The sequence below is a fragment of the Streptomyces sp. NPDC090045 genome (genome assembly GCF_044747975.1).
Lineage (GTDB): Bacteria > Actinomycetota > Actinomycetes > Streptomycetales > Streptomycetaceae > Streptomyces.
Genome location: NZ_JBIVFA010000006.1, coordinates 214,542 through 240,626, shown reverse-complemented (window position 1 = coordinate 240,626; position 26,085 = coordinate 214,542). Strand labels below are relative to the sequence as shown.

The window sequence follows — 26,085 nt, the reverse complement described above, 5'->3', positions numbered from 1 at the left end:
AGTCCGCACCGGCCCCCGGTAGGCAGCACGCAGTCCGCAGAGACGAGGAAGAAACCCGTGAGCGACGTACGAAACGTGATCATCATCGGCTCCGGGCCGGCCGGTTACACCGCCGCCCTGTACACCGCACGCGCTTCGCTCAAGCCCCTGGTCTTCGAAGGCGCCGTCACCGCCGGTGGCGCCCTGATGAACACCACCGAGGTGGAGAACTTCCCGGGCTTCCAGGACGGGATCATGGGCCCGGACCTCATGGACAACATGCGGGGTCAGGCCGAGCGGTTCGGCGCCGAGCTCGTCCCGGACGACATCGTGGCCGTGGACCTCACCGGTGAGATCAAGACCGTCACCGACACGGCCGGCACCGTGCACCGCGCCAAGGCCGTCATCGTCACCACCGGCTCCCAGCACCGCAAGCTCGGCCTGCCCAACGAGGACGCGCTCTCCGGCCGCGGCGTCTCCTGGTGCGCCACGTGCGACGGGTTCTTCTTCAAGGACCACGACATCGCCGTCGTCGGCGGCGGCGACACCGCGATCGAGGAGGCCACCTTCCTCTCGCGCTTCGCCAAGTCCGTCACGATCGTCCACCGCCGCGACAGCCTGCGCGCCTCGAAGGCCATGCAGGACCGCGCGTTCGCCGACCCGAAGATCAAGTTCGCCTGGGACAGCGAGGTCGCCGAGATCCACGGCGAGCAGAAGCTCTCCGGCCTCACCCTGCGCAACACCAAGACCGGTGAGACCTCCGCGCTGCCCGTGACCGGCCTGTTCATCGCCGTCGGCCACGACCCGCGCACCGAGCTGTTCAAGGACCAGCTGGACCTCGACGAGGAGGGCTACCTCAAGGTCGACGCGCCCTCCACCCGGACCAGCGTCACCGGCGTGTTCGGCGCCGGCGACGTCGTGGACCACACGTACCGTCAGGCCATCACCGCTGCGGGCACCGGCTGCTCCGCCGCCCTCGACGCCGAGCGCTTCCTCGCCGCCCTCGCGGACGCCGAGAAGGCCCACGCGGCGGTCTGACCCCCAAAGCCCCCACCCCACACACCCCGCAGGAAGAAGAAGGAGGCCGCTGTGGCCGGCACCCTCAAGAACGTGACCGACGCTGACTTCGACGCCGAGGTCCTCAGGAGCGACAAGCCCGTACTGGTCGACTTCTGGGCCGAATGGTGCGGACCGTGCCGCCAGATCGCGCCGTCCCTCGAGGCCATCGCCGCCGAGTACGGCGACGAGATCGAGATCGTCAAGCTCAACATCGACCAGAACCCGGACACGGCCGCCAAGTACGGCGTCATGTCCATCCCGACCCTGAACGTCTACCAGGGCGGCGAGGTCGTCAAGACGATCGTCGGTGCCAAGCCGAAGGCCGCCATCCTGCGTGACCTCGCGGACTTCGTCGAGGTCAAGACCGCCTGATGTTCCACGTGAAACGGGGCCGCCCCTCCTGGGGCGGCCCCGTTTCGCACATCCCGCTCCCCCTCACAGGGGACGCAGTGCCGGCTCCTTGCGCGCCCCGCCCAGCAGCCGGTCCAGCGCGAGCTCCACGTCTTCCTTCCAGGACAGCGTCGACCTCAGTTCGAGGCGCAGTCGCGGATGCACCGGGTGCGGTCGCACGGTCTTGAAGCCCACGGCCAGCAGATGGTCCGCGGGCAGCAGACAGGCCGGACCCTCCCACCGCGCGTCCCCGAAGGCCTCGATCGCCCGGAACCCGCGCCGCAGCAGATCCTTCGCCACCGTCTGCACCATGACCCGCCCCAGGCCCTGCCCCTGATACCCCGGCATGATCCACGCGGTGATCAGCTGCACCGCGTCCGGCGAGACCGGACTGGTCGGAAACGCGGTGGCCCGGGGCACGTACGCCGGCGGCGCGTACAGCACGAACCCGACCGGAACCTCGTCCACATAGACCACTCGGCCGCAGGATCCCCACTCCAGAAGGACGGCGGAGATCCACGCCTCCTTCTCCAGTGCCGGAGTTCCCGCCTTCACGGCGGCCTCGCCACTGACCGGATCCAGCTCCCAGAACACGCAGGACCGGCAACGACGCGGCAAGTCCTGGAGGTTGTCCAGCGTGAGCGGTACCAGCCGACGACCCATGACCGCATCGTATCCACTGGCCTCTCGTTCTTCGACAGCAAAGCGAAGGGGCGGACCGCGCCGGTTCACACCTGCACGACCCGCCCCTCGGCGGCCCTGGGATCACTCCCCGGACAGACCCTGCTCCAGCACCCGGCCCTCGCCCGGCGCCAGCGTTCCCAGAATCCGCTCCAGATCCTCCATCGAGGCGAACTCGACGGTGATCTTGCCCTTCTTCTGGCCCAGGTCCACCTTCACCCGCGTCTCGAACCGGTCCGACAGCCGCGTCGCCAGCTCGCTGAGCGCCGGAGCCACCCGGGTACCCGCCCGCGGGCCCTTCGGCTTCACCGCACTCGACGGCTCCGAGGCCATCAGCGTCACGATCTCCTCGACCGCACGCACCGACAGACCCTCGGCCACGATCCGGTGCGCCAGCCGGTCCTGCTCCTCGGAGTCGTCCACCGAAAGCAGCGCCCGTGCATGTCCGGCCGACAGCACACCCGCGGCCACCCGGCGCTGCACCGACGGCGACAGCTTCAGCAGCCGCAGCGTGTTCGACACCTGGGGGCGCGAGCGCCCGATCCGGTCGGCCAGCTGGTCGTGGGTGCAGTTGAAGTCCTTGAGCAGCTGGTCGTAGGCCGCGGCCTCTTCCAGCGGGTTCAGCTGGGCCCGGTGCAGGTTCTCCAGCAGCGCGTCCAGCAGCAGCTTCTCGTCGTCCGTTGCCCGGATGATCGCCGGGATGGCCTCCAGTCCGGCCTCCCGGCAGGCACGCCAGCGCCGCTCACCCATGATCAGCTCATAGCGGCCCGGGGCCGACTGCCGCACGACCACCGGCTGGAGCAGGCCCACCTCCTGGATGGAGGTCACCAGCTCGGCGAGCGCGTCCTCGTCGAACACGTCACGCGGCTGGCGCGGGTTCGGCGTGATCGCGTCCATCGGGAGCTCCGCGAACGTCGCTCCCGCCACCACATTGGCCTCTTCCGCCGCCGGCTCCGGCTCTTGCGCCGGGACGACCGCGAGCGATGTTTCACGTGAAACATCGGCCTGCGCCAGGGAGGCGAGCTTCGCCGCAGCGACCCCGCGCTCCGACGTCATGACCGGCACCGCCGACGGAGACGTCGAACCGGAACTGATCACCGGCGGCGTCTTCTCCTGCGGGGCCGCGGGGATCAGCGCACCGAGCCCTCGCCCCAGACCTCTACGTCGCTCGCTCACTGGATCCCCTCCGCCACACTCTGCGTGCTGTTCATGCCCGGGCCCAGATGGGCCTGCTGGGCGTCGTACTGCATACCGACCCCTCGATACGCGATCTCTCGCGCCGCCTCCAGATAGGAGAGGGAACCGCTGGAACCCGGGTCGTAGGTGAGCACCGTCTGCCCATAGCTCGGCGCCTCGGAAATGCGCACCGACCGGGGGATGCTCGTCCGCAGCACCTCCTTGCCGAAGTGGCTGCGCACCTCCTCCGCCACCTGCGAGGCCAGCCGGGTCCTGCCGTCGTACATCGTCAGCAGGATGGTCGACACGTGCAGCGCCGGGTTGAGGTGGGCCCTCACCAGATCGACATTGCGCAACAGCTGGCCCAGACCCTCCAGCGCGTAGTACTCGCACTGGATCGGGATCAGCACCTCCGCGCCGGCCACCAGCGCGTTCACCGTGAGCAGGCCGAGCGAGGGAGGACAGTCGATCAGGATGTAGTCGAGGGGCTGATCGTACGCCTGGATCGCCCGCTGCAGCCGGCTCTCCCGCGCCACGAGCGACACCAGCTCGATCTCCGCGCCCGCCAGGTCGATCGTGGCCGGAGCGCAGAAGAGCCCCTCCACATCCACGACCGGCTGGACGACCTCCAGGAGAGGCCTGCTGTCCACGAGCACGTCGTAGATCGACGGCACATCCGCGTGGTGGTCGATGCCCAGGGCCGTGGACGCATTGCCCTGCGGGTCGAGGTCGACCACCAGGACCCGCGCGCCGTGGAGGGCCAGCGAGGCCGCCAGGTTCACGGTCGTCGTGGTCTTGCCCACGCCGCCCTTCTGGTTGGCGACCACGATGACCCGGGTCTGCTCCGGCCTGGGCAGCCGTTCACCGGTGCGCCCCAGCGCATCGACCGCCAGCTGGGCGGCTCGGCCGATGGGGGTGTCGTTGTCTACAAGCGGGGGAGGCAATGTTTCACGTGAAACATCCTCACCCGCCGATTCAGAGCGGGGACCGGGGACCGGATCGGCCATCGGCCCCGCGAGGTTGGCGTCGGACCGCACGGTGTCACTCTCCTCGACATCAGGCTCGCGATGAACAGAGCCTGCCATGTCACCGGGGTTGCGAACCAGCGGGGCCCGTACTCCTGTGGATGAATCCACCGATGTGGACAACTCCGTCCCCCTTGCGTCCTTGCGCTGGAGGGGGGACGCGGCCGCACGACCGCGGCTGATGATTCCGTGCAGCAGAGAGCGACGTTTCACGTGAAACACGATGCCCGGACAGCGCCCAGACAGGGTCTTCGGGCCGCTACGACACTCCGAAATCCATACCTATAGGGCCCAACGCAGCTGAAATCTCCGCCGGGCCCCACACCTCAAGGAATCAACGGCGCCGGCGGGTGCGTCCCACCCGGGCCGCCTTAGCCCGCTTGGCCGCGAACCTCACCCCACCGGGGCTCTCTCCGACCTCGACCCGGACCACCGTCGACAACGGGTCCACCAGGCCCTCGCCCACATGGAGCACTGAGGTCTTCACCACACCGAGCTTCGCCAGGGCGGTCTTCGCCGACACCAGCTCCTCTTCGGCGGTGTCGCCCTTGAGCGCCAGCATCTCCCCGTACGGACGCAGCAGGGGAACGCCCCAGCCGGCCAGCCGGTCCAGCGGAGCCACGGCGCGTGCCGTCACCACGTGCACCGGCTGCAGCTTGCCGAGAACCTCTTCGGCCCGCCCGCGCACCACCGTGACGTGGTCCAGGCCCAGCAGCTCCACGGCCTCCTGGAGGAAGGTCGTCCGCCGCAGCAGCGGCTCCAACAGAGTGATCTTGAGATCCCGGCGCACCAGCGCCAGCGGGATGCCGGGCAGACCGGCGCCCGAACCCACGTCGCACACGGTGACGCCCTGAGGCACCACCTCCGACAGCACAGCGCAGTTGAGCAGGTGCCGCTCCCACAGCCGCGGCACCTCACGCGGCCCGATCAGGCCCCGCTTGACTCCCGCGTCCGCCAGCAGCTCCGCGTACCGCACAGCTTCCGGGAAAAACTCACCGAACACCGCGCGCGCCTCTTCAGGCGCCTGGGGAAGCTCAGCTGCCTCCGTCACGGGGACCGTCCTTCCGTACCGCATGGTTCTGGAAAAACCACGTCTTCAAGATGCCGCGTCGTTCATTTGCCAGGCTGACAAACATCGGCCCCGCCTGCGACACAGACGGGGCCGAATACTCGCGCCAGGGGTCAGGCCGGGAGCACAACGACGAAGCGCTGCGGCTCCTCGCCCTCGGACTCGCTCCGCAGACCGGCGGCCGCCACGGCGTCGTGGACGACCTTCCGCTCGAACGGGGTCATCGGGGCCAGCTTCAGCGGCTCGCCCGAGGCCTTCACGTCAGCCGCCGCCTGGGCGCCCAGCGCCGCCAGCTCCTCGCGCTTCTTCGCACGGAACCCGGCGATGTCCAGCATCAGCCGGCTGCGGTCCCCGGTCTCCCGGTGCACGGCGAGGCGGGTCAGCTCCTGCAGAGCCTCCAGAACCTCACCGTCGCGGCCCACGAGCTTCTGCAGATCGCGGCTGGCGGAGTCACTGACGATCGACACCGCGGCCCGGTCGGCCTCGACGTCCATGTCGATGTCGCCGTCCAGGTCGGCGATGTCCAGCAGACCCTCGAGGTAGTCGGCCGCGATCTCACCCTCCTGCTCGAGGCGGGTCAGGGTGTCGCCACTCTCAGCGGCGGCGGTGGTGGTGCCTTCCGTCACGGGAGGGACTCCTTCTTACTTCTTGGGAGAGGGCTTGCTGGGCGTCTGACGCTGCGACTTCGACTGCCGCTTCGGCTGCTGCCGCTTCGCGGCACCGCCGCTCGCCGCATCCGAATCCGCCGTGGCCTCGGAACTCTTGATCACGGAGCCGTCCGGCTGGGCGGCCAGGCCCTGCTTCGTCAGAGCCGTGATGAACTTCCGCTCGTTGTCGTTGCGGTCCGGGCCCTTGGCCACGATCGCCGCGACGACCTTCTTCTTGCTCCGGCCCTTGACGTCACCGTGCGAGCCGATGTGCTTCAGCAGGCGGGTCAGGTACTGGTCCTGCGCCTTGCTGCCCGGCGTCGGGTTCTGGTTGATCACGTACATCTGCTGACCCATGGTCCACACGTTCGTGGTCAGCCAGTAGACGAGAACACCGACGGGGAAGTTGATGCCCATGACCGCGAAGATCACGGGGAAGATGTACATCAGCATCTTCTGCTGCTGCATGAACGGCGTCTTGACCGACAGGTCGACGTTCTTCTGCATCAGCTGACGCTGGGTGTAGAACTGCGACAGCGACATCAGGACGATCATGACGGCGGTCACGATGCGCACGTCGGTGATCGAGGCGCCCAGGGCGGCGACCTCCGCGGCGCTGTCGGTGAACTTGGAGGCCAGCGGGGCCCCGAAGATGTGGGCCTCACGCGCGCTGGCCAGCAGCGGACCGTCGATGTAGCCGATCTCTTCACCGTTGGCGATGCTCGCCAGCACGTGGTACAGCGCGAAGAAGAACGGGGACTGCGCCAGGATCGGAAGGCACGAGGAGAGCGGGTTGGTGCCCGTCTCCTTGTACAGCTTCATCATCTCTTCGGACTGACGCTGCTTGTCGTTCTTGTAGCGCTCCTGGATCGCCTTCATCTTCGGCTGGAGCGCCTGCATGCCTCGCGTCGCCTTGATCTGCTTCACGAAGAGCGGGATCAGGCAGATGCGGATCAAGACCACCAGGGACACGATGGACAGACCCCAGGCCCATCCGCTGTTCGGCCCGAAGACCGCGCCGTACAGCGAGTGGAACTGGACGATGACCCACGAGACGGGCGTGGTGATAAAGCTGAACAGACTGGCAATCGTGTCCACTAATCAGGCTCCTTGAGCATTGCGAGATCTACGCAACGCACTGCGCAGCTGCTCGTGCCAACGCGGGCGTTTACGGGGTGGGACATGGTCCACGCCACCCGGGGACCACGGATTGCACCGCAGGATCCGCCAGGCGGTCAGGGCCGTCCCCTTCACCGCACCATGCCGGTCGATGGCGGTGTACCCGTAGTGCGAACACGACGGGTAGTACCGGCACACCGGGCCGAGCAGCGGACTGATCGTCCACTGGTACAGCTTGATCAAAGCGAGCAGCGGGTACTTCATCGAGCCACGCCTCCCAGGAGCCGCACCAGAGCGGCGTCCAGGTCCCGGGCCAGTTCGTCGGGGCCGGCATCGCCCGCTCCGGGCAACGCGCGTACCACCACCAGGCTACCGGCGGGCAGCTGGGACAGCCGCTCCCGGACCAGATGGCGAAGACGGCGCTTCACCCGGTTACGTATGACGGCGTTGCCGACAGCCTTGCTGACGACGAAACCCGCACGCGACGAGGGATCGATCTCCCCCGACTCGTGCGGGTCCGTTGCACCGCTTGTACGTAGGTGGACGACGAGGAGCGGGCGACCAGCCCGACGACCTCGGCGTACCGCGCTCGCGAAGTCCTCGCGCCGCCTCAGCCGATTTTCGGGAGACAGCACGACGTCACGACCTGCGTTGGTTACGCGGAAAGGGCGGCGCGGCCCTTGCCACGACGGTTCGCGAGGATCGCGCGACCGGCACGGGTACGCATCCGGAGACGGAAGCCGTGGGTCTTGGCACGACGGCGGTTGTTCGGCTGGAAGGTGCGCTTGCTCACTCGGGGGCTCCAGAGAATGAATCGTTGTGGCGGGACATCGCCTGGCTGTCACCGTGCGCCCACGAGGAAACTCGCGTGTTCGCCCGAGTGGCACCGCTAAATGATCACTATCAGTGACCTTCGCCCATCGGTAGGCAGGCGGCAGCAGCCATCGACAACTCGACCTCGTTACGGTACGCGCGGCTACGCCATCCGGTCAAACCGAGCAGACGGGGCCCCACACTGTGCACAGGCTGTGGACAACGACTTGAACCGTACCCGCTGGCCTGACTACCGTTGCCTGACCCCGGATTTTTTGTCCCGACCGTCCCAAAGAACCACACATTCGTGGGACCCCTGTGAGAGAGCGTGCTCTGTGGCTGACGTACCTGCCGATCTTGCCGCAGTGTGGCCAAGGGTGCTCGAAAAGCTCCTCGGGGAGGGACAGCCGGGGATCGAGCCGAAGGACAAGCAGTGGGTCGAGAGGTGCCAGCCCCTGGCACTCGTCGCCGACACCGCACTGCTCGCCGTCCCCAACGAATGGGGCAAGCGCGTCCTCGAGGGCCGGCTCGCCCCGCTGATCAGTGACGCGCTGAGCCGCGAATGCGGCCGCCCCATCCGGATCGCCATCACCGTGGACGACTCCGCCGGCGAGCCCGCACCCCCCGCCCCGCCCGCGCAGCAGCCCGGAGCGTACGAGCCGTACGGCGGCCAGCGCCCCGGCGGCGGCCCCGGCAACGGCGACGACCAGCTCCCCACCGCCCGCCCCGCCTATCCGGACTACCAGCAGCCGCGCCCCGAGCCCGGCGCCTGGCCCCGCGGCGGCCAGCAGGACGACTACGGCTGGCAGCAGCCCCGCCTCGGCGGTTTCCCCGAGCGCGACCCGTACGCCTCCCCGCAGCCGGGCTACCTCCAGCAGCCCGAGCCCAACGGCTACGACCAGGGCTCCTACGAGCAGCAGCAGTACGAGCAGTCCCCGTACGAATCCCAGCAGCCCCATCAGTCGCACCAGCCACACCAGTCGCATCAGTACGAGCAGCAGAAGTACGAACAACAGCAGTACGAGCAGCCCGCGCCGCGCCAGGCCCCGGGCCGGCCCGCCGCGCCCCCGGCTCCGTCCGGCGGCTCGACCTCGGGCCCGCTGGAGCCGACCGCCCGGCTGAACCCCAAGTACCTGTTCGACACCTTCGTCATCGGTGCCTCCAACCGCTTCGCGCACGCCGCCGCGGTGGCCGTCGCCGAGGCACCGGCGAAGGCCTACAACCCCCTCTTCATCTACGGGGAGTCGGGCCTCGGCAAGACGCACCTGCTGCACGCCATCGGGCACTACGCGCGGAGCCTCTACCCCGGCACCCGCGTGCGGTACGTGAGCTCCGAGGAGTTCACCAACGAGTTCATCAACTCCATCCGCGACGGCAAGGGCGACGCGTTCCGCAAGCGCTACCGCGAGATGGACATCCTGCTCGTCGACGACATCCAGTTCCTCGCGAGCAAGGAGTCGACGCAGGAGGAGTTCTTCCACACCTTCAACACCCTCCACAACGCCAACAAGCAGATCGTGCTCTCCTCCGACCGGCCGCCCAAGCAGCTCGTCACCCTGGAGGACAGGCTCCGCAACCGCTTCGAGTGGGGCCTGATCACCGACGTCCAGCCGCCCGAGCTGGAGACCCGTATCGCGATCCTGCGCAAGAAGGCCGTCCAGGAGCAGCTCAACGCCCCGCCGGAGGTACTGGAGTTCATCGCCTCCCGCATCTCGCGCAACATCCGCGAGCTGGAGGGGGCGCTGATCCGGGTCACGGCCTTCGCGAGCCTCAACCGGCAGCCGGTCGACCTGGGCCTCACCGAGGACGTGCTGAAGAACCTGATCCCGGGCGGGGAGGACAGCGCCCCCGAGATCACCGCCTCCGACATCATGGCGGCCACCGCCGACTACTTCGGCCTGACCGTGGACGACCTGTGCGGGTCCTCGCGCAGCCGGGTCCTGGTGACCGCCCGGCAGATCGCCATGTACCTGTGCCGGGAACTCACCGACCTGTCGCTGCCCAAGATCGGGGCGCAGTTCGGCGGCCGCGACCACACCACCGTGATGCACGCGGACCGCAAGATCCGCGCTCTGATGGCCGAGCGGCGGTCCATCTACAACCAGGTCACCGAGCTCACCAACCGCATCAAGAACGGCTGAGAGCGGCCCCGTACCACTCGCCCGGGGCCGCGCAAGGGCCCCTTCACACGCTTACAGAGGGCGCTCCCGGACGACAACGGGGGCGCCCTTTTTCGTCCGCGCGCCCCTGACCTGTTCGAATACGCCCCCTGGGGAGCAACTCATCCACAGATTCCGTGACTTTCTTCCGTCCACACCCTGGGGACGGGCCGCGTCACCCACAATCTGTCCACAGGCATGCGGAGTGAGGCCCCATCAGGCCAGGTCAGCCCCCTGTGGAATTGTGCGCAAGCGTCATCCACAGGCTGTGGACAAATATTTCGTCCACAGCCCTGTCCACGACGTTGTCCACCGTCTCCCCACAGGTTCGCGCACCCTGTGCACAGGATCCGGTCTCTTCTCCACACCCTTGTCCACTGTTCGGCAACGCACCACCCCCTCTCACCGCCCGGAGTGAAAGCGGTCACACGGAAGTAGACGTTTGGGTTGTGGAGTACCGGGGGAAAGCTGGGGACACACCTGTGGAGTAGTCGGGGTCCCCTGGGGACGGCCTGTGCAGAACTTTTCGTTCTCCACAGAGACACGGGGTTGTCCACCGGTGTCGCCCACAGGGCCGGTGGATAAAAAACGCGGTGTGACCTGCGAGAACGGGCTTATCCACCGTTTCCACAGGCCCTACTACTACCCCCATAGAGAGTTAGGCCGGTTTCGGTTTTCAAGCAGGTCCTGTGCACAACTCGTCGGGATCCCGCTGCGCCGCCTCGCCCCCGACTTGACCGCCAGCCGCACCGAGTGTCGGCGCCGTACGTCAGACTGGTCCCCGGCATCGGTCGAGGCATCGACGAGCCGACGACGAAGGCCGGCAGACGAGCGAGCAACAGCAGGAGGCGGTTCCGGTGAAGATCCGGGTGGAGCGCGACGTACTCGCGGAGGCGGTGGCCTGGGCTGCCCGTAGCCTCCCGGCCCGGCCGCCGGTGCCCGTTCTCGCGGGCCTGCTGCTCAAGGCCGAGGACGGCACGCTGAGCCTCTCCGGCTTCGACTACGAGGTCTCGGCCCGCGTCTCCGTCGAGGCGGACGTCGAGGAGGACGGCACCGTCCTGGTCTCCGGCCGGCTGCTCGCCGACATCTGCCGCGCCCTCCCCAACCGTCCGGTGGAGATTTCCACAGACGGTGTACGGGCGACCGTGGTCTGCGGCTCCTCGCGATTCACACTCCACACCCTGCCTGTGGAGGAGTACCCGGCGCTGCCGCAGATGCCCACCGCGACCGGCACCGTGCCCGGCGAGGTCTTCGCCTCCGCCGCCAAGCAGGTGGCCACCGCCGCCGGCCGTGACGACACGCTGCCCGTGCTGACCGGTGTCCGCATCGAGATCGAGGGCGACCGCGTCACCCTGGCCTCCACCGACCGCTACCGCTTCGCGGTCCGCGAGTTCCTGTGGAAGCCGGAGAACCCGGACGCGTCGGCCGTGGCCCTGGTGCCCGCCAAGACGCTCCAGGAGATCGCCAACTCCCTGACCAGCGGTGACACCGTGACCCTGGCGCTGTCCGGCTCCGGCGCGGGCGAAGGTCTGATCGGTTTCGAGGGCGCCGGCCGCCGCACCACCACCCGGCTGCTCGAGGGCGACCTGCCCAAGTACCGGACGCTCTTCCCGACCGAGTTCAACTCCGTCGCCGTGATCGAGACCGCGCCCTTCGTCGAGGCCGTCAAGCGCGTGGCCCTGGTGGCCGAGCGCAACACCCCGGTCCGCCTCAGCTTCGAGCAGGGCGTGCTGATCCTGGAGGCCGGTTCCTCCGACGACGCACAGGCTGTGGAGAGGGTCGACGCCCAGCTCGACGGCGACGACATCTCGATCGCCTTCAACCCGACCTTCCTGCTGGACGGCCTCAGCGCGATCGCCTCCCCGGTGGCCCAGCTGAGCTTCACCACGTCCACCAAGCCCGCGCTGCTCAGCGGCCGCCCGGCGCTCGACGCGGAGGCCGACGAAACCTACAAGTACCTGATCATGCCGGTGCGCCTGTCCGGCTGACGCCCCACCTGTCGACGTCGGGCCCGGTCTCGCGCGCTGCGGGACCGGGCCCGACGTCGTTCGTCCACAGGCTGGGGAGGGCGCCGGGGAAAACCCCGAAAGCCGGACCGGCCCCCATGGAGCGCCCGCAGGGCCCGCCGCCACGGCCCGGCGTAGGCTCGGATCCGGTGGGCGACCCCCTGCGCGTCCGGCGAGGACACGGCCGGGGAAGCCCCGGCAAAGACGGCCACAACGCTTAAGGAACCACCTGATGGAGCTTGGTCTCGTCGGTCTCGGCAAGATGGGCGGCAACATGCGCGAGCGCATCCGCCGCGCAGGCCACACCGTCATCGGATACGACCGCAACCCGGACCTCGCGGACGTCCACAGCCTGCGGGAACTTGTGGACAGCCTGCAGGCCCCCCGCGTCGTGTGGGTGATGGTCCCCGCCGGTGCGGCGACGCAGTCCACCGTCGACGAGCTCGCCGAGCTGCTCTCGATCGGCGACATCGTCGTCGACGGCGGCAACTCCCGCTGGACCGACGACGAGAAGCACGCCGGGGAGCTGGCGGCCAAGGGCATCGGCTTCGTCGACTGCGGCGTCTCCGGCGGCGTGTGGGGCCTGGAGAACGGCTACGCGCTGATGTACGGCGGCGCCAAGGACCACGTCGCACGGGTCCAGCCGATCTTCGACGCCCTCAAGCCCGAGGGCGAGTTCGGCGCCGTGCACGCCGGCAAGGTCGGCGCGGGCCACTTCGCGAAGATGGTCCACAACGGCATCGAGTACGCCATGATGCAGGCCTACGCCGAGGGCTGGGAGCTCCTGGAGAAGGTGGACTCGGTCACCGACGTGCGCGAGGTCTTCCGCTCCTGGCAGGAAGGCACCGTCATCCGCTCCTGGCTGCTCGACCTGGCCGTGAACGCCCTCGACGAGGACGAGCACCTGGAGCAGCTGCGCGGCTTCGCGCAGGACTCGGGCGAGGGCCGCTGGACGGTGGAGGCGGCGATCGACAACGCCGTGCCGCTGCCCGCGATCACCGCGTCGCTGTTCGCGCGGTTCGCCTCGCGGCAGGACGACTCCCCGCAGATGAAGATGATCGCCGCGCTGCGCAACCAGTTCGGCGGCCACGCGGTCGAGAAGGCCTGACGGCTCACAGCAGTCAGCAGCACAGCACCACGAAAGAGAAGTAGCCGGGGGAGGTCGGCGCCGTATGCATGTTTCGCATCTCTCATTGGCCGACTTCCGCTCGTACGCCCGGGCCGAGGTTCCCCTCGACCCGGGCGTCACCGCTTTCGTGGGGCCCAACGGCCAGGGCAAGACCAACCTCGTCGAGGCGATCGGCTACCTCGCGACGCTGGGCAGCCACCGGGTCTCCGCGGACGCCCCGCTCGTACGGATGGGCGCGGACCGGGCGATCATCCGCGCGGCCGTCACCCAGGGCGAGCGCCAGCAGCTGGTGGAGCTGGAGCTGAATCCGGGGCGGGCGAACCGGGCCCGGATCAACCGGTCCTCGCAGGTCAGGCCGCGGGACGTGCTGGGCATAGTACGGACGGTGCTGTTCGCGCCGGAGGACCTGGCCCTGGTCAAGGGCGACCCCGGGGAGCGCCGGAAGTTCCTGGACGAGCTCGTCACCGCGCGCTCGCCGCGGATGGCGGCGGTCCGCTCCGACTACGAGCGGGTGCTCAAGCAGCGCAACACCCTGCTGAAGTCGGCGGCGATGGCCCGGCGGCACGGCGGCCGCTCCATGGACCTCTCCACCCTCGACGTGTGGGACCAGCACCTCGCGCGCGCGGGCGCGGAGCTCCTGGCCCAGCGGCTGGATCTGATCGCGACGCTGCTGCCGCTGGCGGACAAGGCGTACGAGCAGCTCGCGCCCGGCGGCGGCCCGCTCGGGCTGGCGTACAAGTCCTCGGCCGGCGAACCGGTGGACAGCGGTGCGGCGCGCAGCCGTGAGGCGCTCTACGAGGTGCTGCTGGCCGCGCTGGTGGAGGTGCGCAAGCAGGAGATCGAGCGCGGCGTGACCCTGGTGGGCCCGCACCGCGACGACGTCCTGCTGCGGCTCGGGGAGCTGCCCGCGAAGGGGTACGCGAGCCACGGCGAGTCCTGGTCGTACGCGCTGGCGCTGCGGCTGGCCTCGTACGAGCTGCTGCGCTCGGAGGGCAGCGAGCCGGTGCTGATCCTGGACGACGTGTTCGCGGAGCTGGACGCGCGGCGCCGGGAACGGCTGGCGGAGCTGGTGGCGCCGGGCGAGCAGGTGCTGGTGACGGCGGCGGTGGACGACGACGTCCCGGGGGTGCTGGTGGGAGCGCGGTTCGGGGTGTCCGGCGGTGAGGTGACCCGGCTGTGAGCGAGAACGGCAAGAACCCGCAGGAGGGCCGCAAGCCCCCGGAAGCCTCCGGGGTGGACCTCGCCCGCCAGGCCCTCGCGGCGGCGCGGGAGCAGGCGCGGGCCCGGGGCAACGCGGCCGGCGCCAAGAAGGGCCGGCAGCCGGGGCTCCGCTCGGGCGCCCGCGCGGACGGCCGGGACCCGATGCCGCTGATGGCGGCGCTGGACCGGCTGCGCACCGAACGCGGCTGGGAGATGCCGATGGCGGTGGCGGGCGTGATGGAGCGCTGGCCGGAGATCGTCGGGCCGGAGATCGCGGCGCACTGTGAACCGGAGCGGTACGAGGACCGTGAGCTTGTCGTGCGGTGCGATTCCTCGGCGTGGGCGGCGCAGCTGAAGCTGCTCGCGCCGCAGCTGGTGGCGCGGCTGAACGCGGACCTGGGGCAGGGGACGGTGCGGATGATCAAGGTGCGGGGGCCTGGGGGCGGCCGGCCGAAGGGGTACGGGCCGTGGCGGGCGCCGGGGAGTACGGGGCCGGGGGACACCTACGGCTGACGCCGTGTCCCTGCGGGCTGCCCGTGCGGATACACACAGCCCGCTCCGCGGGACCCGGGGCTCCGCCCCCGACCCCGCGCCTCAAACGCCGGCGGGGCTGAAAGATCGGGGCTCCGCCCCGGACCCCGCTCCTCAAACGCCGGAGGGGCTGGAGTGGTCGGCGGGGCTGGAGGGGCCGGCGGGGGTGTTTTGGGTGGTGTCCCTCACGGTAGCCGGAGGTTGACAGGCCGAAGCGCTGGATGCCCGTGTGAGCCTCTTTGAGCCCCTTCCCGGATGTGGGGAGTCGGAGAGAGGAGGTTCAGGGCGGCACATGCGGACTCAGGTACCGGCAAACCCCCATTCATGTCGGTGGTACCGGTAGACTGAAGCAAATCCCGCCCGCTTGCGGGATCCCGCTGACAAAAGCTGACAACGCAGATCGACGCAGCCGCTCCTGCTTGCATGCCTGCTGGCCCGGAGTACGGCCTGTGCTGTGCCAGAAAGGGCGCTTCGTGGCCGATTCCGGCGACTCCAACGAGAAGAATTACGACGCCAGTGCGATCCAGGTCCTCGAGGGCCTGGACGCGGTCCGCAAGCGGCCGGGTATGTACATCGGCTCGACAGGCGAGCGTGGTCTGCACCACCTCGTCTACGAGGTCGTCGACAACTCGGTCGACGAGGCGCTGGCCGGGCACGCGGACACCATCGACGTGACGATCCTCGCCGACGGTGGGGTGCGCGTGGTCGACAACGGTCGTGGTATCCCGGTCGGCATCGTCCCGTCCGAGGGCAAGCCGGCCGTCGAGGTCGTCCTGACGGTCCTGCACGCGGGCGGCAAGTTCGGCGGCGGCGGCTACGCCGTCTCCGGCGGTCTGCACGGCGTCGGCGTGTCCGTCGTCAACGCCCTGTCGACCAAGGTCGCGGTCGAGGTCAAGACGGACGGCCACCGCTGGACCCAGGACTACAAGCTGGGCGTCCCGACGGCGCCGCTGGCCAAGAACGAGGAGACCGCCGAGACCGGCACCACGGTCACCTTCTGGGCCGACGGCGACATCTTCGAGACGACCGAGTACTCCTTCGAGACGCTCTCGCGCCGCTTCCAGGAGATGGCCTTCCTCAACAAGGGCCTGACCCTGTCGCTGACCGACGAGCGCGAGTCGGCGAAGGCCACGGTCGGCGCGGACGACCCCGACGCGGACACCGCCGAGCCCACCGCGCGCACCGTGAAGTACTACTACGAGGGCGGCATCGTCGACTTCGTGAAGTACCTCAACTCGCGCAAGGGCGAGCTGATCCACCCGACCGTCATCGACGTCGAGGCCGAGGACAAGGAGCGGATGCTCTCGGTCGAGATCGCGATGCAGTGGAACTCGCAGTACACGGAGGGCGTCTACTCCTTCGCGAACACGATCCACACGCACGAGGGCGGTACGCACGAGGAGGGCTTCCGTGCGGCGCTGACGGGTCTGGTGAACCGTTACGCGCGCGACAAGAAGCTGCTGCGCGAGAAGGACGACAACCTCGCCGGCGAGGACATCCGCGAGGGTCTGACGGCGATCATCTCGGTCAAGCTGGGCGAGCCCCAGTTCGAGGGCCAGACGAAGACCAAGCTGGGCAACACGGAGGCCAAGACCTTCGTGCAGAAGGTCGTCCACGAGCACCTGAACGACTGGTTCGACCGCAACCCGGTCGAGGCCGCGGACATCATCCGCAAGTCGATCCAGGCGGCCACGGCGCGCGTCGCGGCCCGCAAGGCCCGCGACCTCACCCGCCGCAAGGGTCTGCTGGAGAGCGCCTCGCTGCCGGGCAAGCTGTCCGACTGCCAGTCGAACGACCCGACCAAGTGCGAGATCTTCATCGTCGAGGGCGACTCGGCCGGTGGCTCCGCGAAGTCCGGCCGCAACCCGATGTACCAGGCCATCCTGCCGATCCGCGGCAAGATCCTGAACGTCGAGAAGGCCCGTATCGACAAGATCCTCCAGAACACCGAGGTCCAGGCGCTGATCAGCGCCTTCGGCACCGGTGTGCACGAGGACTTCGACATCGAGAAGCTCCGCTATCACAAGATCATCCTGATGGCGGACGCCGACGTCGACGGCCAGCACATCAACACCCTGCTGCTGACCTTCCTCTTCCGCTTCATGCGCCCGCTGGTCGAGGCCGGTCACGTGTACCTGTCGCGCCCGCCGCTCTACAAGATCAAGTGGGGCCGGGACGACTTCGAGTACGCGTACTCGGACCGCGAGCGCGACGCGCTGGTGGAGCTCGGCAAGCAGAACGGCAAGCGGATCAAGGACGACTCGGTCCAGCGCTTCAAGGGTCTGGGCGAGATGAACGCCGAGGAGCTGCGCATCACCACCATGGACGTGGACCACCGCGTCCTCGGCCAGGTCACGCTGGACGACGCGGCGCAGGCCGACGACCTGTTCTCGGTGCTGATGGGCGAGGACGTCGAGGCGCGGCGCTCCTTCATCCAGCGCAACGCCAAGGACGTCCGGTTCCTCGACATCTGAGTCGGCTCCGCTGACCGCCGCCTGAAAGGACTTCTGACCAGCAATGGCCGACGAAACCACCCCCACCGCAGAGAACGCCGAGAATGCTGCGGAGGAGCAGCCCGTGCTGCGCATCGAGCCCGTCGGGCTCGAGACGGAGATGCAGCGCTCCTACCTCGACTACGCGATGTCCGTCATCGTCTCGCGCGCCCTGCCGGACGTGCGGGACGGCCTCAAGCCGGTGCACCGCCGCGTGCTGTACGCGATGTACGACGGCGGCTACCGGCCCGAGAAGGGCTTCTACAAGTGCGCCCGCGTCGTCGGCGACGTCATGGGCACGTACCACCCGCACGGTGACAGCTCGATCTACGACGCCCTGGTCCGCCTGGCCCAGCCGTGGTCGATGCGCATGCCGCTCGTGGACTCGAACGGCAACTTCGGCTCTCCGGGCAACGACCCGGCGGCCGCGATGCGCTACACCGAGTGCAAGCTGATGCCGCAGGCCATGGAGATGCTCCGGGACATCGACGAGGAGACCGTCGACTTCCAGGACAACTACGACGGCCGCAACCAGGAGCCGACGGTCCTGCCGGCGCGCTTCCCGAACCTGCTGGTCAACGGCAGCGCCGGCATCGCGGTCGGCATGGCGACCAACATCCCGCCGCACAACCTCCGCGAGGTCGCGGCCGGCGCCCAGTGGGCGCTGGAGCACCCGGAGGCCTCGCACGAGGAGCTCCAGGACGCGCTCATCGAGCGGATCAAGGGCCCCGACTTCCCGTCGGGCGCCCTGGTCGTGGGCCGCAAGGGGATCGAGGAGGCGTACCGGACCGGTCGCGGCTCCATCACGATGCGCGCGGTGGTGGAGGTCGAGGAGATCCAGAACCGCCAGTGCCTGGTGGTCACGGAGCTCCCGTACCAGACCAACCCCGACAACCTCGCGCAGAAGATCGCGGACCTGGTGAAGGACGGCAAGGTCGGCGGCATCGCCGACGTCCGTGACGAGACCTCGTCGCGGACCGGCCAGCGCCTGGTGATCGTCCTGAAGCGCGACGCCGTCGCCAAGGTCGTGCTGAACAACCTCTACAAGCACACCGAGCTGCAGACGAACTTCGGCGCGAACATGCTGGCGCTGGTGGACGGCGTGCCGCGCACGCTCTCGATCGACGCCTTCATCCGCCACTGGGTGACGCACCAGATCGAGGTCATCGTCCGGCGCACGAAGTTCCGCCTGCGCAAGGCGGAGGAGCGCGCGCACATCCTGCGCGGTCTGCTCAAGGCGCTGGACGCGATCGACGAGGTCATCGCGCTGATCCGGCGCAGCAACACGGTCGAGATCGCGCGCGAGGGCCTGATGGGCCTCCTGGAGATCGACGAGATCCAGGCGAACGCGATCCTGGAGATGCAGCTCCGCCGCCTCGCGGCCCTGGAGCGGCAGAAGATCGTCGCCGAGCACGACGAGCTCCAGGCCAAGATCAACGAGTACAACGCCATCTTGGCCTCGGAGGAGCGTCAGCGCTCCATCGTCAGCGAGGAACTGGCGGCCATCGTCGACAAGTTCGGCGACGACCGGCGTTCCAAGCTGGTGCCCTTCGACGGTGACATGTCCATCGAGGACCTGATCGCCGAAGAGGACATCGTCGTCACGATCACGCACGGCGGCTACGTCAAGCGCACCAAGACCGAGGACTACCGCTCGCAGAAGCGCGGCGGCAAGGGCGTGCGCGGCACCAAGCTGAAGCAGGACGACCTGGTCGACCACTTCTTCGTGTCCACCACGCACCACTGGCTGCTGTTCTTCACGAACAAGGGCCGGGTCTACCGGTCCAAGGCGTACGAGCTCCCGGACGCCGGCCGTGACGCCCGCGGGCAGCACGTGGCGAACCTGCTGGCCTTCCAGCCGGACGAGAAGATCGCCCAGATCCTCGCCATCCGCGACTACGAGGCGGCGCCCTACCTGATCCTGGCCACCAAGGGCGGCCTGGTGAAGAAGACGGCGCTGAAGGACTACGACTCGCCCCGTTCGGGTGGTGTGATCGCGATCAACCTCCGGGAGACGGAGAGCGGTGGCGACGACGAGCTGATCGGCGCGGAGCTGGTGTCCGCCGAGGACGACCTGCTGCTGATCAGCAAGAAGGCGCAGTCGATCCGCTTCACGGCGACCGACGACGCGCTGCGTCCGATGGGCCGCGCCACCTCGGGCGTGAAGGGCATGAGTTTCCGCGAAGGTGACGAACTGCTGTCCATGAGCGTGGTGAGGCCGGGTACGTTCGTCTTCACCGCGACCGACGGCGGCTACGCCAAGCGGACGCCGGTCAACGAGTACCGCGTCCAGGGCCGTGGCGGTCTGGGTATCAAGGCCGCCAAGATCGTGGAGGACCGCGGGTCGCTCGTAGGGGCGCTCGTGGTGGACGAGACGGACGAGATTCTCGCCATCACGCTCGGCGGTGGTGTGATTCGTACGCGCGTCAACGAAGTCAGGGAGACCGGCCGTGACACCATGGGCGTCCAGCTGATCAACCTGGGCAAGCGCGATGCCGTGGTCGGCATCGCCCGTAACGCCGAGGCCGGTCAGGAAGCTGACGAGGTCGAGGCCGACGAGAACGACACCGAGGTGGCCGACGGACAGGCCGCCGAGGCCGCCGAGGGCACGCAGCCTTCGGCCGGGGAGCACGAGGAGTAAGTCGTGAGTGGAGCCACGGGCGCCGGACCGGCCAAGACTGGGGCGAACGGTGCCCGTGGCCCCGCCGCGGACTCCCAAGGTGGCGATGCCACCTCCGAGGGCAGGGGGATCGTCGTGACGGACACCCGAGGGCCGCAGCCGGCGGCCGGCGCGGAAGCCGGCCAGGACCGGCCCGCGCAGCCGCCGTACCAGCCGCCGCAGGCCTACGCGGCGCCCTCGGGCGCGGGCACGCCGCGGGCGAACGGGGGCGGCGCCGCACAGCGCAAGCCGCGTCCTGGGGTCCGTACGGCGCCCAGGACGCGCAAGGCACGGCTGCGGGTGGCCAAGGCCGACCCCTGGTCGGTGATGAAGGTCAGCTTCCTGCTGTCGATCGCGCTGGGCATCTGCACCATCGTGGCGGCGGCGGTGCTGTGGATGGTCATGGACGCGATGGGCGTCTTCTCGACCGTCGGCGGCACGATCAGCGAGGCGACCGGCTCGAACGAGAGCAACGGTTTCGACCTCCAGTCGTTCCTGTCGCTGCCGCGCGTGCTGACCTTCACGTCGGTGATCGCGGTGATCGACGTGGTGCTGGCCACGGCACTGGCCACGCTGGGCGCCTTCATCTACAACCTGTCGGCGGGCTTCGTCGGCGGTGTGGAGCTGACCCTCGCCGAGGACGAGTAGGTCCTCGCGGAGGGGCCTGCAAGGGGCCGGATGACCTGCGCAGACGCCCGGTCGGAACGGATTTTGGCCTGACCGGGTCTGTGCGCTAACCTTCAGGAGTCAGCGCGCAGCGCGGATGGGGCTATAGCTCAGTTGGTTAGAGCGCATCCCTGATAAGGATGAGGCCACAGGTTCAAATCCTGTTAGCCCCACAGTGTCGAAGACCCCCAGGCCAAGGCCTGGGGGTCTTTGTCGTAGGGCCAGTTGGTGGGTTGGCAGGTCACCGATCGGTATCGGTCGGTGTGTATTGTTGGCTGCCAGAAGTCCCCTACGTCAACGAAAGACGAGGTCGCGCGGTGAAGAAGCTGCTCCTGGTCGCACTGGCCGCCATCGGCGGGCTCCTCGTGTACCGCCAGATCCAGGCGGACCGCGCCGAGCAGGACCTGTGGACGGAGGCAACCGACTCCGTGCCTTCTGGTTCCGGTGTGTGAGACCCAAGGCTGATCCCATGAAGCCCCGGCTGCCGCTGCGGCCGGGGCTTTGTGCTGTTCTGTGACGAAAACTTCCGTTATGCAAAGATTTGGCTTGCGCTAGCAAACTCGGGGTGGGCGTGATGGGTCGGGTACGGACGACGGTGCGGCTGGGAGCCGTGGTGGGGGCGGCGGCCCTGGGCCTGACGGCCGGCCCGCCGGCGGCCGCCCGCGCGGAGGGGACGCAGCCGCAGCCGGTCCCGACGTACCGGGCCGCGGACGGCGCCAAGGCGATCGAGGGCACGCCCTCCACCGCGGACGCCCCGCAGATCGAGCCGGGGAGCGTCTACGAGGACACCCTCGGCCCCGGGGAGCGCGTGTACCGGCTCGTCCTGGACAAGGACGGCTCGAACGTCTACGTCTCCGCCGTGGTCCGGCCCGCGGCGGGCGCGAAGGTGTCCGGCGGCGACGGCATCGAGGTGGAGATCATGACCACCGCCGGGAGCTCCTGCCGGGCCAGTGTCGGCCGGGCGAACTTCGGCTACGACCCCTACCCCATCGGCGCGGCCGGCGTCCGGTGGGGCGCGGAGGACGAGAACTGCGCGCCCGCCGGCGTGTACTACGCCAAGATCACCCGCACGTCGGCCAAGGGCTACGACCAGAGCCCCTGGCCGCTGGAGATCAAGGTGCAGCGGGAACCGGGGCGCGGCGCGGGCGCTCCCACCACCGCGCCGAGCAGCTGGCCCTCCGGGTCCCCCGCCCTGCCCGGCACCGAGGCGGTGGGCCGCACCGGAGGCACCGGCTTCAACGACGCGCGCGCCCTGGGCGCCGGGGTGTGGCGCGACGAGCTGAGGCCCGGCCAGACCCGCTACTACCGGGTCCCGCTGGACTGGGGACAGCAGCTGGGGGTCGGCGCCGAACTCGCCGCCGCCAGGATGACCAAGAAGTACGGCTCCGCCTCGGGCGGGCTCTCGGTCGCGCTCTACACCCCGTACCGGGGCCTGATCGCCGGCAAGGACATCTCGTACGACGGCAAGCAGGCCGGGATCACCCTGGGGAAGACCCCTCCCGTCGCCTACGAGAACCGCTTCGCCAGTGACCGGGCCGTGCAGCCCGTGGCCGTCGCGGGCTGGTACTACGTCGCGGTGACGATGGGCACGAGGGTCGCCGGCTTCACCGAGGACGCGGTGCCCGTGCCGCTGACCCTGCGGCTGGAGGTCGGCGGGACCCCGGCCGGGGCGCCCGCCTACAAGGAGAGTCCGGCCGCCGGCGGCTTCGGGGTCGGCGCGGAGGACCGGACCGCCGCCCGGGAGGGGCTGACCGCCCCGGAGGCCGCGGCGGCGGCCGACAGGCGCTCCGTGATGCGGGTCGTGGCCGGGGCCGGCTTCGGCACCGGGACGGTGCTGCTGCTCGTGCTGGGCGGCTGGACCCTGCTCGGGCGGCGGGGGCGCGGTCCTACAGCTGGGTGAGGGCCCAGACGCCGACGGCGAAGCAGAGCAGCGCCGCGGCGAGGATCGAGGCCACCGCCTTCGCCGGAGGCGGGGCGATGCCGCCGGCCGCCCGGACCGGCGGGGCGGAGGCGGTCGCCGGTGACGGCTGGCCCGCCGGGGAGGGCGGCGGCAGGTGGAAGCTGCCCGTCTCCGAGGGCCCGTACGCGGGCACCTGGGCCGGGACGGCCGGGTGCGGGGCGGTCGGCCCGGCCGGGGCCGTCGCGGCCGTGGACGGGGTTCCCGCCGTCGTCGCCGCCGTACCGCGCGGATCGGCGGGGGCGGGCTCCGCGGCCTGCGTCACGGAGGCGGACGCGCCGGGCGGCACCACGCCGGCGGTGGGCGACTGCGGGGTCACCGCCGCCGTGGCGAGGGGGCCCTGCGGGCCGAAACCGGGCGGGAGCGGGCCGAGTTGGTCGAACACCTCCACCGGGCCCTCGTCCGGGGCGGGCGGCGGCAGCAGTTCCACGGCCTCGGCAAGGGCCTTGCGCGCCCCTGTGGCCGTACGGAACCGGCTCTGGGGGTCCGGCTGTAGGAGACCGGCGAGGACGTCCCACAGCGGGGCGGGAACGCCCTGCGGGGCGCCCGGGGTGCCATGGGCCAGGAAGTGCTCCACGAGGCCCTGGGAATCGGGCTTGGCGCCCTGGAGGAGGTACAGGGCGACCAGCCCGACGGCGAAGAGGTCGGCGGGGAAGTCGGGCTCGGCGCCCAGCAGTTGCTCGGGGGCGAAATAGCCCGGGGTGCCGACCACGTAGTTGGTCTCGGTCAGCCGGGGCTCGCCCTTGCGCATGGAGATGCCGAAGTCGGACAGCCGCAGGTGCGGCCGCCCGGTTCCGGTGGCCTCCATCAGGATGTTGGCCGGTTTGATGTCGCGGTGGACCACGCCTTCCGCGTGCACCGCGGCCAGCCCCGACAGGAGCTGGTCGAGCAGCAGGCACACGAAGCGGGGCGGCAGGGGGCCGTAGTCCCCGATCACGTGGCCGAGGGAGCCGCCGCCGACCAGGTCCATGGTGAAGAGGACCTGGTCGTCGTCGGCCGCCCAGCTGGCGGGAGCGAGCACGTGCGGGTGGTCGATCCGCAGGGCCTGTTCCCGCACGAAGCGCAGCAGGGTGTGGGCGTCGCTCTGCAGGAGGACCTTCGCGGCGACGTAGCGGCGACGGCGGTGGTCCCAGGCCCGCCACACGGCACCCGCGCCACCGCGCCCGATCGGATCGATCAGCTCGTACCGACCGGCGAAGATCTCACCCATCGCTGCGCCCGTCCCCCGTCCCCCGTAGTCCGCCCTCGTGCCGTCAGTTCTGGTGCGCCTCGTAGTGGGCGACCGCGTCCGCGGTGCGGCCCGCGCCGTACACCCGGAGGAACTCTGCCAGTTCCGGGTGGCTGGGGGCGAGGGTGTTCGCCGCGTCGATGATGTCGCCGGCCGCGGAGACCGAGCGCAGCAGCGACTGGATCTCGCGGACGACCCGCTTGACCGTGGGCGCACCGGAGCTGATGGTGGTCTGGCCGCTGTTGCTCAGGACGGATCCTCCCTGGGTCTTCTTGATCTCGTCCATCCGGTCGGTGGCCTCCCCGGCGCTGACGCTTCCGTCGGCCACCTGGCCGGCGAGATCCTGGAGGGCCTGGACGCGCTGTACCACGGCCGGGTTCCCGATCTTGGCGCGCTGGCCGCTCATCAGCTGGGACAGCATGGGCGCCGACAGACCGAGGACGGCAGCGAGGCGGGCCTGGTTCAGGCCGAGGTCATCTATGAGCCGGCGAAAGAGCGCTCCCAGCGGTTCCCCGTACCAACTGCGCTGAAGCTCTCTGGCTCTGGCCGTGGCCTCTTGCTGTACTGCGTCCACTCTTACTACTCCCCTTCGCTGGTGCGAACCTCGCGAGCATCTTACGGAGAGTGGTCGCACGACGGGAGTCCCTATCATTTTGCGAGATGAGGGGGTACACCCGGTACTCTGTTCTGCGGAACGACCCCCTGTCGCGCGTGGGACGGGTGCGTCCAGTTCCACGGGGCCTTAGCTCAGTTGGTAGAGCGCTGCCTTTGCAAGGCAGATGTCAGGAGTTCGAATCTCCTAGGCTCCACTCTCTTCAGCCCCTCTGACCTGCGGCGACGCAGTTCAGAGGGGCTTTTTCGCGTCCTGGCCGCCGGCACGGTGGGGTCGGGGAAAAAAGAAGCAGCTCCGCCGGGGGAATGCGGAGCTGCTCGTCTTTTGGGGGGTGTACGGCGTCAGGCCGTCACCCTTGCGTACGCCGCGGACAGCACCGGCAGGCCGGGGCCCTCCAGCACGGCCGGTCGGCCCGGTCCGTCGAGGACGATGAAGCGCAGCAGGGTGCCGCGCGCCTTCTTGTCGACCCTCATGGACCGCAGGAGCGCCGGCCACGGGGCGCCGCGGTAGGCCGGCGGCAGCCCGACCGACTCCAGGACCGAGCGGTGGCGGTCGGCGGTGGCCCGGTCCAGCCGCCCGCTCAGGTGGGCGAGTTCGGCCGCGAAGACCATGCCCACCGACACCGCGGCTCCGTGCCGCCACGTGTAGCGCTCGTTCTTCTCGATGGCGTGGGCGAGGGTGTGGCCGTAGTTGAGGAACTCGCGCGGACCGGATTCCCTCAGGTCGCCGGAGACGAGCTGCGCCTTGACCCGGATCGAGCGCTCGATCAGCTCCGCGGTGTGCGGACCGGCCGGCGAGCGGGCACCGGCCGGACAGTCCTCCACGCGGTCGAGGATCGCCGGGTCGGAGATGAAACCGGCCTTGATGATCTCCGCCAGGCCGCTCACGTAGTCGTCGACCGGCAGCGAGTCCAGCGCGCTGAGGTCGCACAGCACCCCGGCGGGCGGGTGGAAGGCCCCGACGAGGTTCTTGCCCTCGGCGGTGTTGATGCCCGTCTTGCCGCCCACCGCCGCGTCCACCATCGCCAGCAGGGTCGTAGGCACCGCGATCCACCGCACTCCGCGCAGCCAGGTCGCCGCGACGAACCCGGCGACATCGGTGGTGGCGCCGCCGCCGACGCCGACGATGACATCGGTACGGGTGAAGCCGCCCTGCCCCAGCCGCTTCCAGCAGTACGCCGCGACCTCGGCGCTCTTGGCCGCCTCGGCGTCGGGCACCTGGAGGGTGATGGCCTCACGGCCCAGCGCGGCCAGGTCCGCCCGGATCCGCTCGGCGGTGCCGGCGAGCGGCCCCGCGTGGATCACCGCCACCCGGGCGGCCGCCGGGCCGAGCAGCCCGGGGAGCTCGCTCAGCAGCTGGCGTCCGATCAGTACCTCGTACGGATCGGTGCCGGGCGAACCGCCGACCGGGATGCGTGCGGTCACAAGACCGGCGACTGCCATGGGGGCCTCGTTCCGGGGGAGTCGGTCGGTGGTCGGTCGGTGGTC

At 69.7% G+C, this 26,085-nt stretch carries 24 protein-coding genes and 2 tRNA genes; 14 read left to right on the top strand and 12 right to left on the bottom strand.

Going from position 1 to position 26,085, the window contains the following annotated elements; genetic code table 11:
• Positions 1-57: 57 nt before the first annotated feature.
• Positions 58-1,017 (top strand): thioredoxin-disulfide reductase, encoded by a 960-nt coding sequence (trxB, locus tag ACIPYQ_RS18715; protein ID WP_361752917.1) that lies wholly within the window; start codon positions 58-60, stop codon positions 1,015-1,017.
• 51 nt (positions 1,018-1,068) lie between these two features.
• Positions 1,069-1,410, top strand: a complete 342-nt coding sequence (gene trxA / locus ACIPYQ_RS18710; RefSeq protein WP_361752915.1) for a thioredoxin — start codon at positions 1,069-1,071, stop codon at positions 1,408-1,410.
• Positions 1,411-1,473: 63 nt separating this feature from the next.
• On the opposite strand, the gene ACIPYQ_RS18705 is transcribed toward trxA, so the two are convergent.
• From ACIPYQ_RS18705 to rpmH, 9 genes are all read right to left on the bottom strand, one after another.
• Positions 1,474-2,091: a GNAT family N-acetyltransferase gene (locus ACIPYQ_RS18705; RefSeq protein WP_365468025.1), complete on the bottom strand. Its 618-nt coding sequence runs from the start codon at positions 2,089-2,091 to the stop codon at positions 1,474-1,476.
• A 102-nt stretch (positions 2,092-2,193) separates the two neighbouring features.
• The gene (locus ACIPYQ_RS18700; protein ID WP_401252321.1) at positions 2,194-3,285 is read right to left on the bottom strand and encodes a ParB/RepB/Spo0J family partition protein; all 1,092 of its coding nucleotides are present in this window, start codon (positions 3,283-3,285) and stop codon (positions 2,194-2,196) included.
• The gene (locus ACIPYQ_RS18695) at positions 3,282-4,370 is read right to left on the bottom strand and encodes a ParA family protein (RefSeq protein ID WP_401252722.1); all 1,089 of its coding nucleotides are present in this window, start codon (positions 4,368-4,370) and stop codon (positions 3,282-3,284) included. The genes ACIPYQ_RS18700 and ACIPYQ_RS18695 overlap by 4 nt, the downstream gene beginning before the upstream one ends.
• Before the next feature lie 274 nt (positions 4,371-4,644).
• The gene (rsmG, locus tag ACIPYQ_RS18690) at positions 4,645-5,361 is read right to left on the bottom strand and encodes a 16S rRNA (guanine(527)-N(7))-methyltransferase RsmG (RefSeq protein WP_361752907.1); all 717 of its coding nucleotides are present in this window, start codon (positions 5,359-5,361) and stop codon (positions 4,645-4,647) included.
• Between the two features lie 131 nt (positions 5,362-5,492).
• Positions 5,493-6,005 (bottom strand): R3H domain-containing nucleic acid-binding protein, encoded by a 513-nt coding sequence (locus ACIPYQ_RS18685; protein WP_030008408.1) that lies wholly within the window; start codon positions 6,003-6,005, stop codon positions 5,493-5,495.
• A gap of 15 nt (positions 6,006-6,020) precedes the next feature.
• Positions 6,021-7,124 carry a membrane protein insertase YidC gene (yidC, locus tag ACIPYQ_RS18680; RefSeq protein WP_401252316.1) on the bottom strand — a complete coding sequence of 368 codons (1,104 nt, stop codon included), beginning with the start codon at positions 7,122-7,124 and terminating at the stop codon, positions 6,021-6,023.
• A gap of 3 nt (positions 7,125-7,127) precedes the next feature.
• Positions 7,128-7,409, bottom strand: a complete 282-nt coding sequence (gene yidD, locus ACIPYQ_RS18675) for a membrane protein insertion efficiency factor YidD (protein WP_076043740.1) — start codon at positions 7,407-7,409, stop codon at positions 7,128-7,130.
• The gene (gene rnpA, locus ACIPYQ_RS18670) at positions 7,406-7,780 is read right to left on the bottom strand and encodes a ribonuclease P protein component (RefSeq protein ID WP_078848045.1); all 375 of its coding nucleotides are present in this window, start codon (positions 7,778-7,780) and stop codon (positions 7,406-7,408) included. The genes yidD and rnpA overlap by 4 nt, the downstream gene beginning before the upstream one ends.
• Positions 7,781-7,800: 20 nt before the next feature.
• Positions 7,801-7,938, bottom strand: a complete 138-nt coding sequence (rpmH, locus tag ACIPYQ_RS18665; RefSeq protein ID WP_008741645.1) for a 50S ribosomal protein L34 — start codon at positions 7,936-7,938, stop codon at positions 7,801-7,803.
• Positions 7,939-8,293: 355 nt separating this feature from the next.
• Here rpmH and dnaA point away from each other — a divergent pair, with 355 nt between their 5' ends.
• The 11 genes from dnaA to ACIPYQ_RS18610 all read left to right on the top strand — a co-directional run bounded on the left by dnaA (position 8,294) and on the right by ACIPYQ_RS18610 (position 22,700).
• Positions 8,294-10,099 carry a chromosomal replication initiator protein DnaA gene (dnaA, locus tag ACIPYQ_RS18660; protein ID WP_361752902.1) on the top strand — a complete coding sequence of 602 codons (1,806 nt, stop codon included), beginning with the start codon at positions 8,294-8,296 and terminating at the stop codon, positions 10,097-10,099.
• Between the two features lie 875 nt (positions 10,100-10,974).
• The gene (gene dnaN / locus ACIPYQ_RS18655) at positions 10,975-12,105 is read left to right on the top strand and encodes a DNA polymerase III subunit beta (RefSeq protein WP_361752900.1); all 1,131 of its coding nucleotides are present in this window, start codon (positions 10,975-10,977) and stop codon (positions 12,103-12,105) included.
• Between the two features lie 250 nt (positions 12,106-12,355).
• Entirely contained in the window at positions 12,356-13,231 is an 876-nt protein-coding gene (gene gnd / locus ACIPYQ_RS18650) for a phosphogluconate dehydrogenase (NAD(+)-dependent, decarboxylating) (protein ID WP_401252311.1), read from the top strand.
• Between the two features lie 64 nt (positions 13,232-13,295).
• Entirely contained in the window at positions 13,296-14,432 is a 1,137-nt protein-coding gene (recF, locus tag ACIPYQ_RS18645) for a DNA replication/repair protein RecF (RefSeq protein WP_361752898.1), read from the top strand.
• Positions 14,429-14,965, top strand: coding sequence for a DUF721 domain-containing protein (locus ACIPYQ_RS18640; RefSeq protein WP_361752896.1), 537 nt, complete (start codon positions 14,429-14,431; stop codon positions 14,963-14,965). Before recF ends, ACIPYQ_RS18640 begins: the two co-directional genes overlap by 4 nt.
• A gap of 467 nt (positions 14,966-15,432) precedes the next feature.
• A complete protein-coding gene (gyrB, locus tag ACIPYQ_RS18635) occupies positions 15,433-17,457 on the top strand; it encodes a DNA topoisomerase (ATP-hydrolyzing) subunit B (protein WP_361752894.1) in 2,025 nt (674 codons plus the stop codon).
• Positions 17,458-17,500: 43 nt separating this feature from the next.
• The gene (gene gyrA / locus ACIPYQ_RS18630) at positions 17,501-20,116 is read left to right on the top strand and encodes a DNA gyrase subunit A (RefSeq protein WP_362234677.1); all 2,616 of its coding nucleotides are present in this window, start codon (positions 17,501-17,503) and stop codon (positions 20,114-20,116) included.
• Positions 20,117-20,230: 114 nt separating this feature from the next.
• Complete coding sequence (locus ACIPYQ_RS18625) at positions 20,231-20,782, top strand: DUF3566 domain-containing protein (RefSeq protein ID WP_401252306.1); 552 nt, start codon at positions 20,231-20,233, stop codon at positions 20,780-20,782.
• Between the two features lie 117 nt (positions 20,783-20,899).
• Positions 20,900-20,973 (top strand) — tRNA-Ile (locus tag ACIPYQ_RS18620).
• Between the two features lie 144 nt (positions 20,974-21,117).
• Positions 21,118-21,252: a DLW-39 family protein gene (locus tag ACIPYQ_RS18615; protein WP_208809277.1), complete on the top strand. Its 135-nt coding sequence runs from the start codon at positions 21,118-21,120 to the stop codon at positions 21,250-21,252.
• A 122-nt stretch (positions 21,253-21,374) separates the two neighbouring features.
• Positions 21,375-22,700, top strand: a complete 1,326-nt coding sequence (locus ACIPYQ_RS18610; protein WP_401252303.1) for a hypothetical protein — start codon at positions 21,375-21,377, stop codon at positions 22,698-22,700.
• Here the strand turns inward: ACIPYQ_RS18610 and ACIPYQ_RS18605 are convergent.
• Positions 22,687-23,967: a protein kinase gene (locus tag ACIPYQ_RS18605; protein WP_401252300.1), complete on the bottom strand. Its 1,281-nt coding sequence runs from the start codon at positions 23,965-23,967 to the stop codon at positions 22,687-22,689. The genes ACIPYQ_RS18610 and ACIPYQ_RS18605 overlap by 14 nt on opposite strands.
• A gap of 43 nt (positions 23,968-24,010) precedes the next feature.
• On the bottom strand, positions 24,011-24,559 hold the full coding sequence (locus ACIPYQ_RS18600; protein WP_030707692.1) for a transcriptional regulator: 549 nt from the start codon (positions 24,557-24,559) through the stop codon (positions 24,011-24,013).
• A gap of 162 nt (positions 24,560-24,721) precedes the next feature.
• Between ACIPYQ_RS18600 and ACIPYQ_RS18595 the strand changes: the two genes are divergently transcribed.
• Positions 24,722-24,794 (top strand) — tRNA-Ala (locus tag ACIPYQ_RS18595).
• Positions 24,795-24,939: 145 nt separating this feature from the next.
• On the opposite strand, the gene aroB is transcribed toward ACIPYQ_RS18595, so the two are convergent.
• Complete coding sequence (gene aroB / locus ACIPYQ_RS18590; protein WP_401252297.1) at positions 24,940-26,040, bottom strand: 3-dehydroquinate synthase; 1,101 nt, start codon at positions 26,038-26,040, stop codon at positions 24,940-24,942.
• Positions 26,041-26,085: the final 45 nt, after the last annotated feature.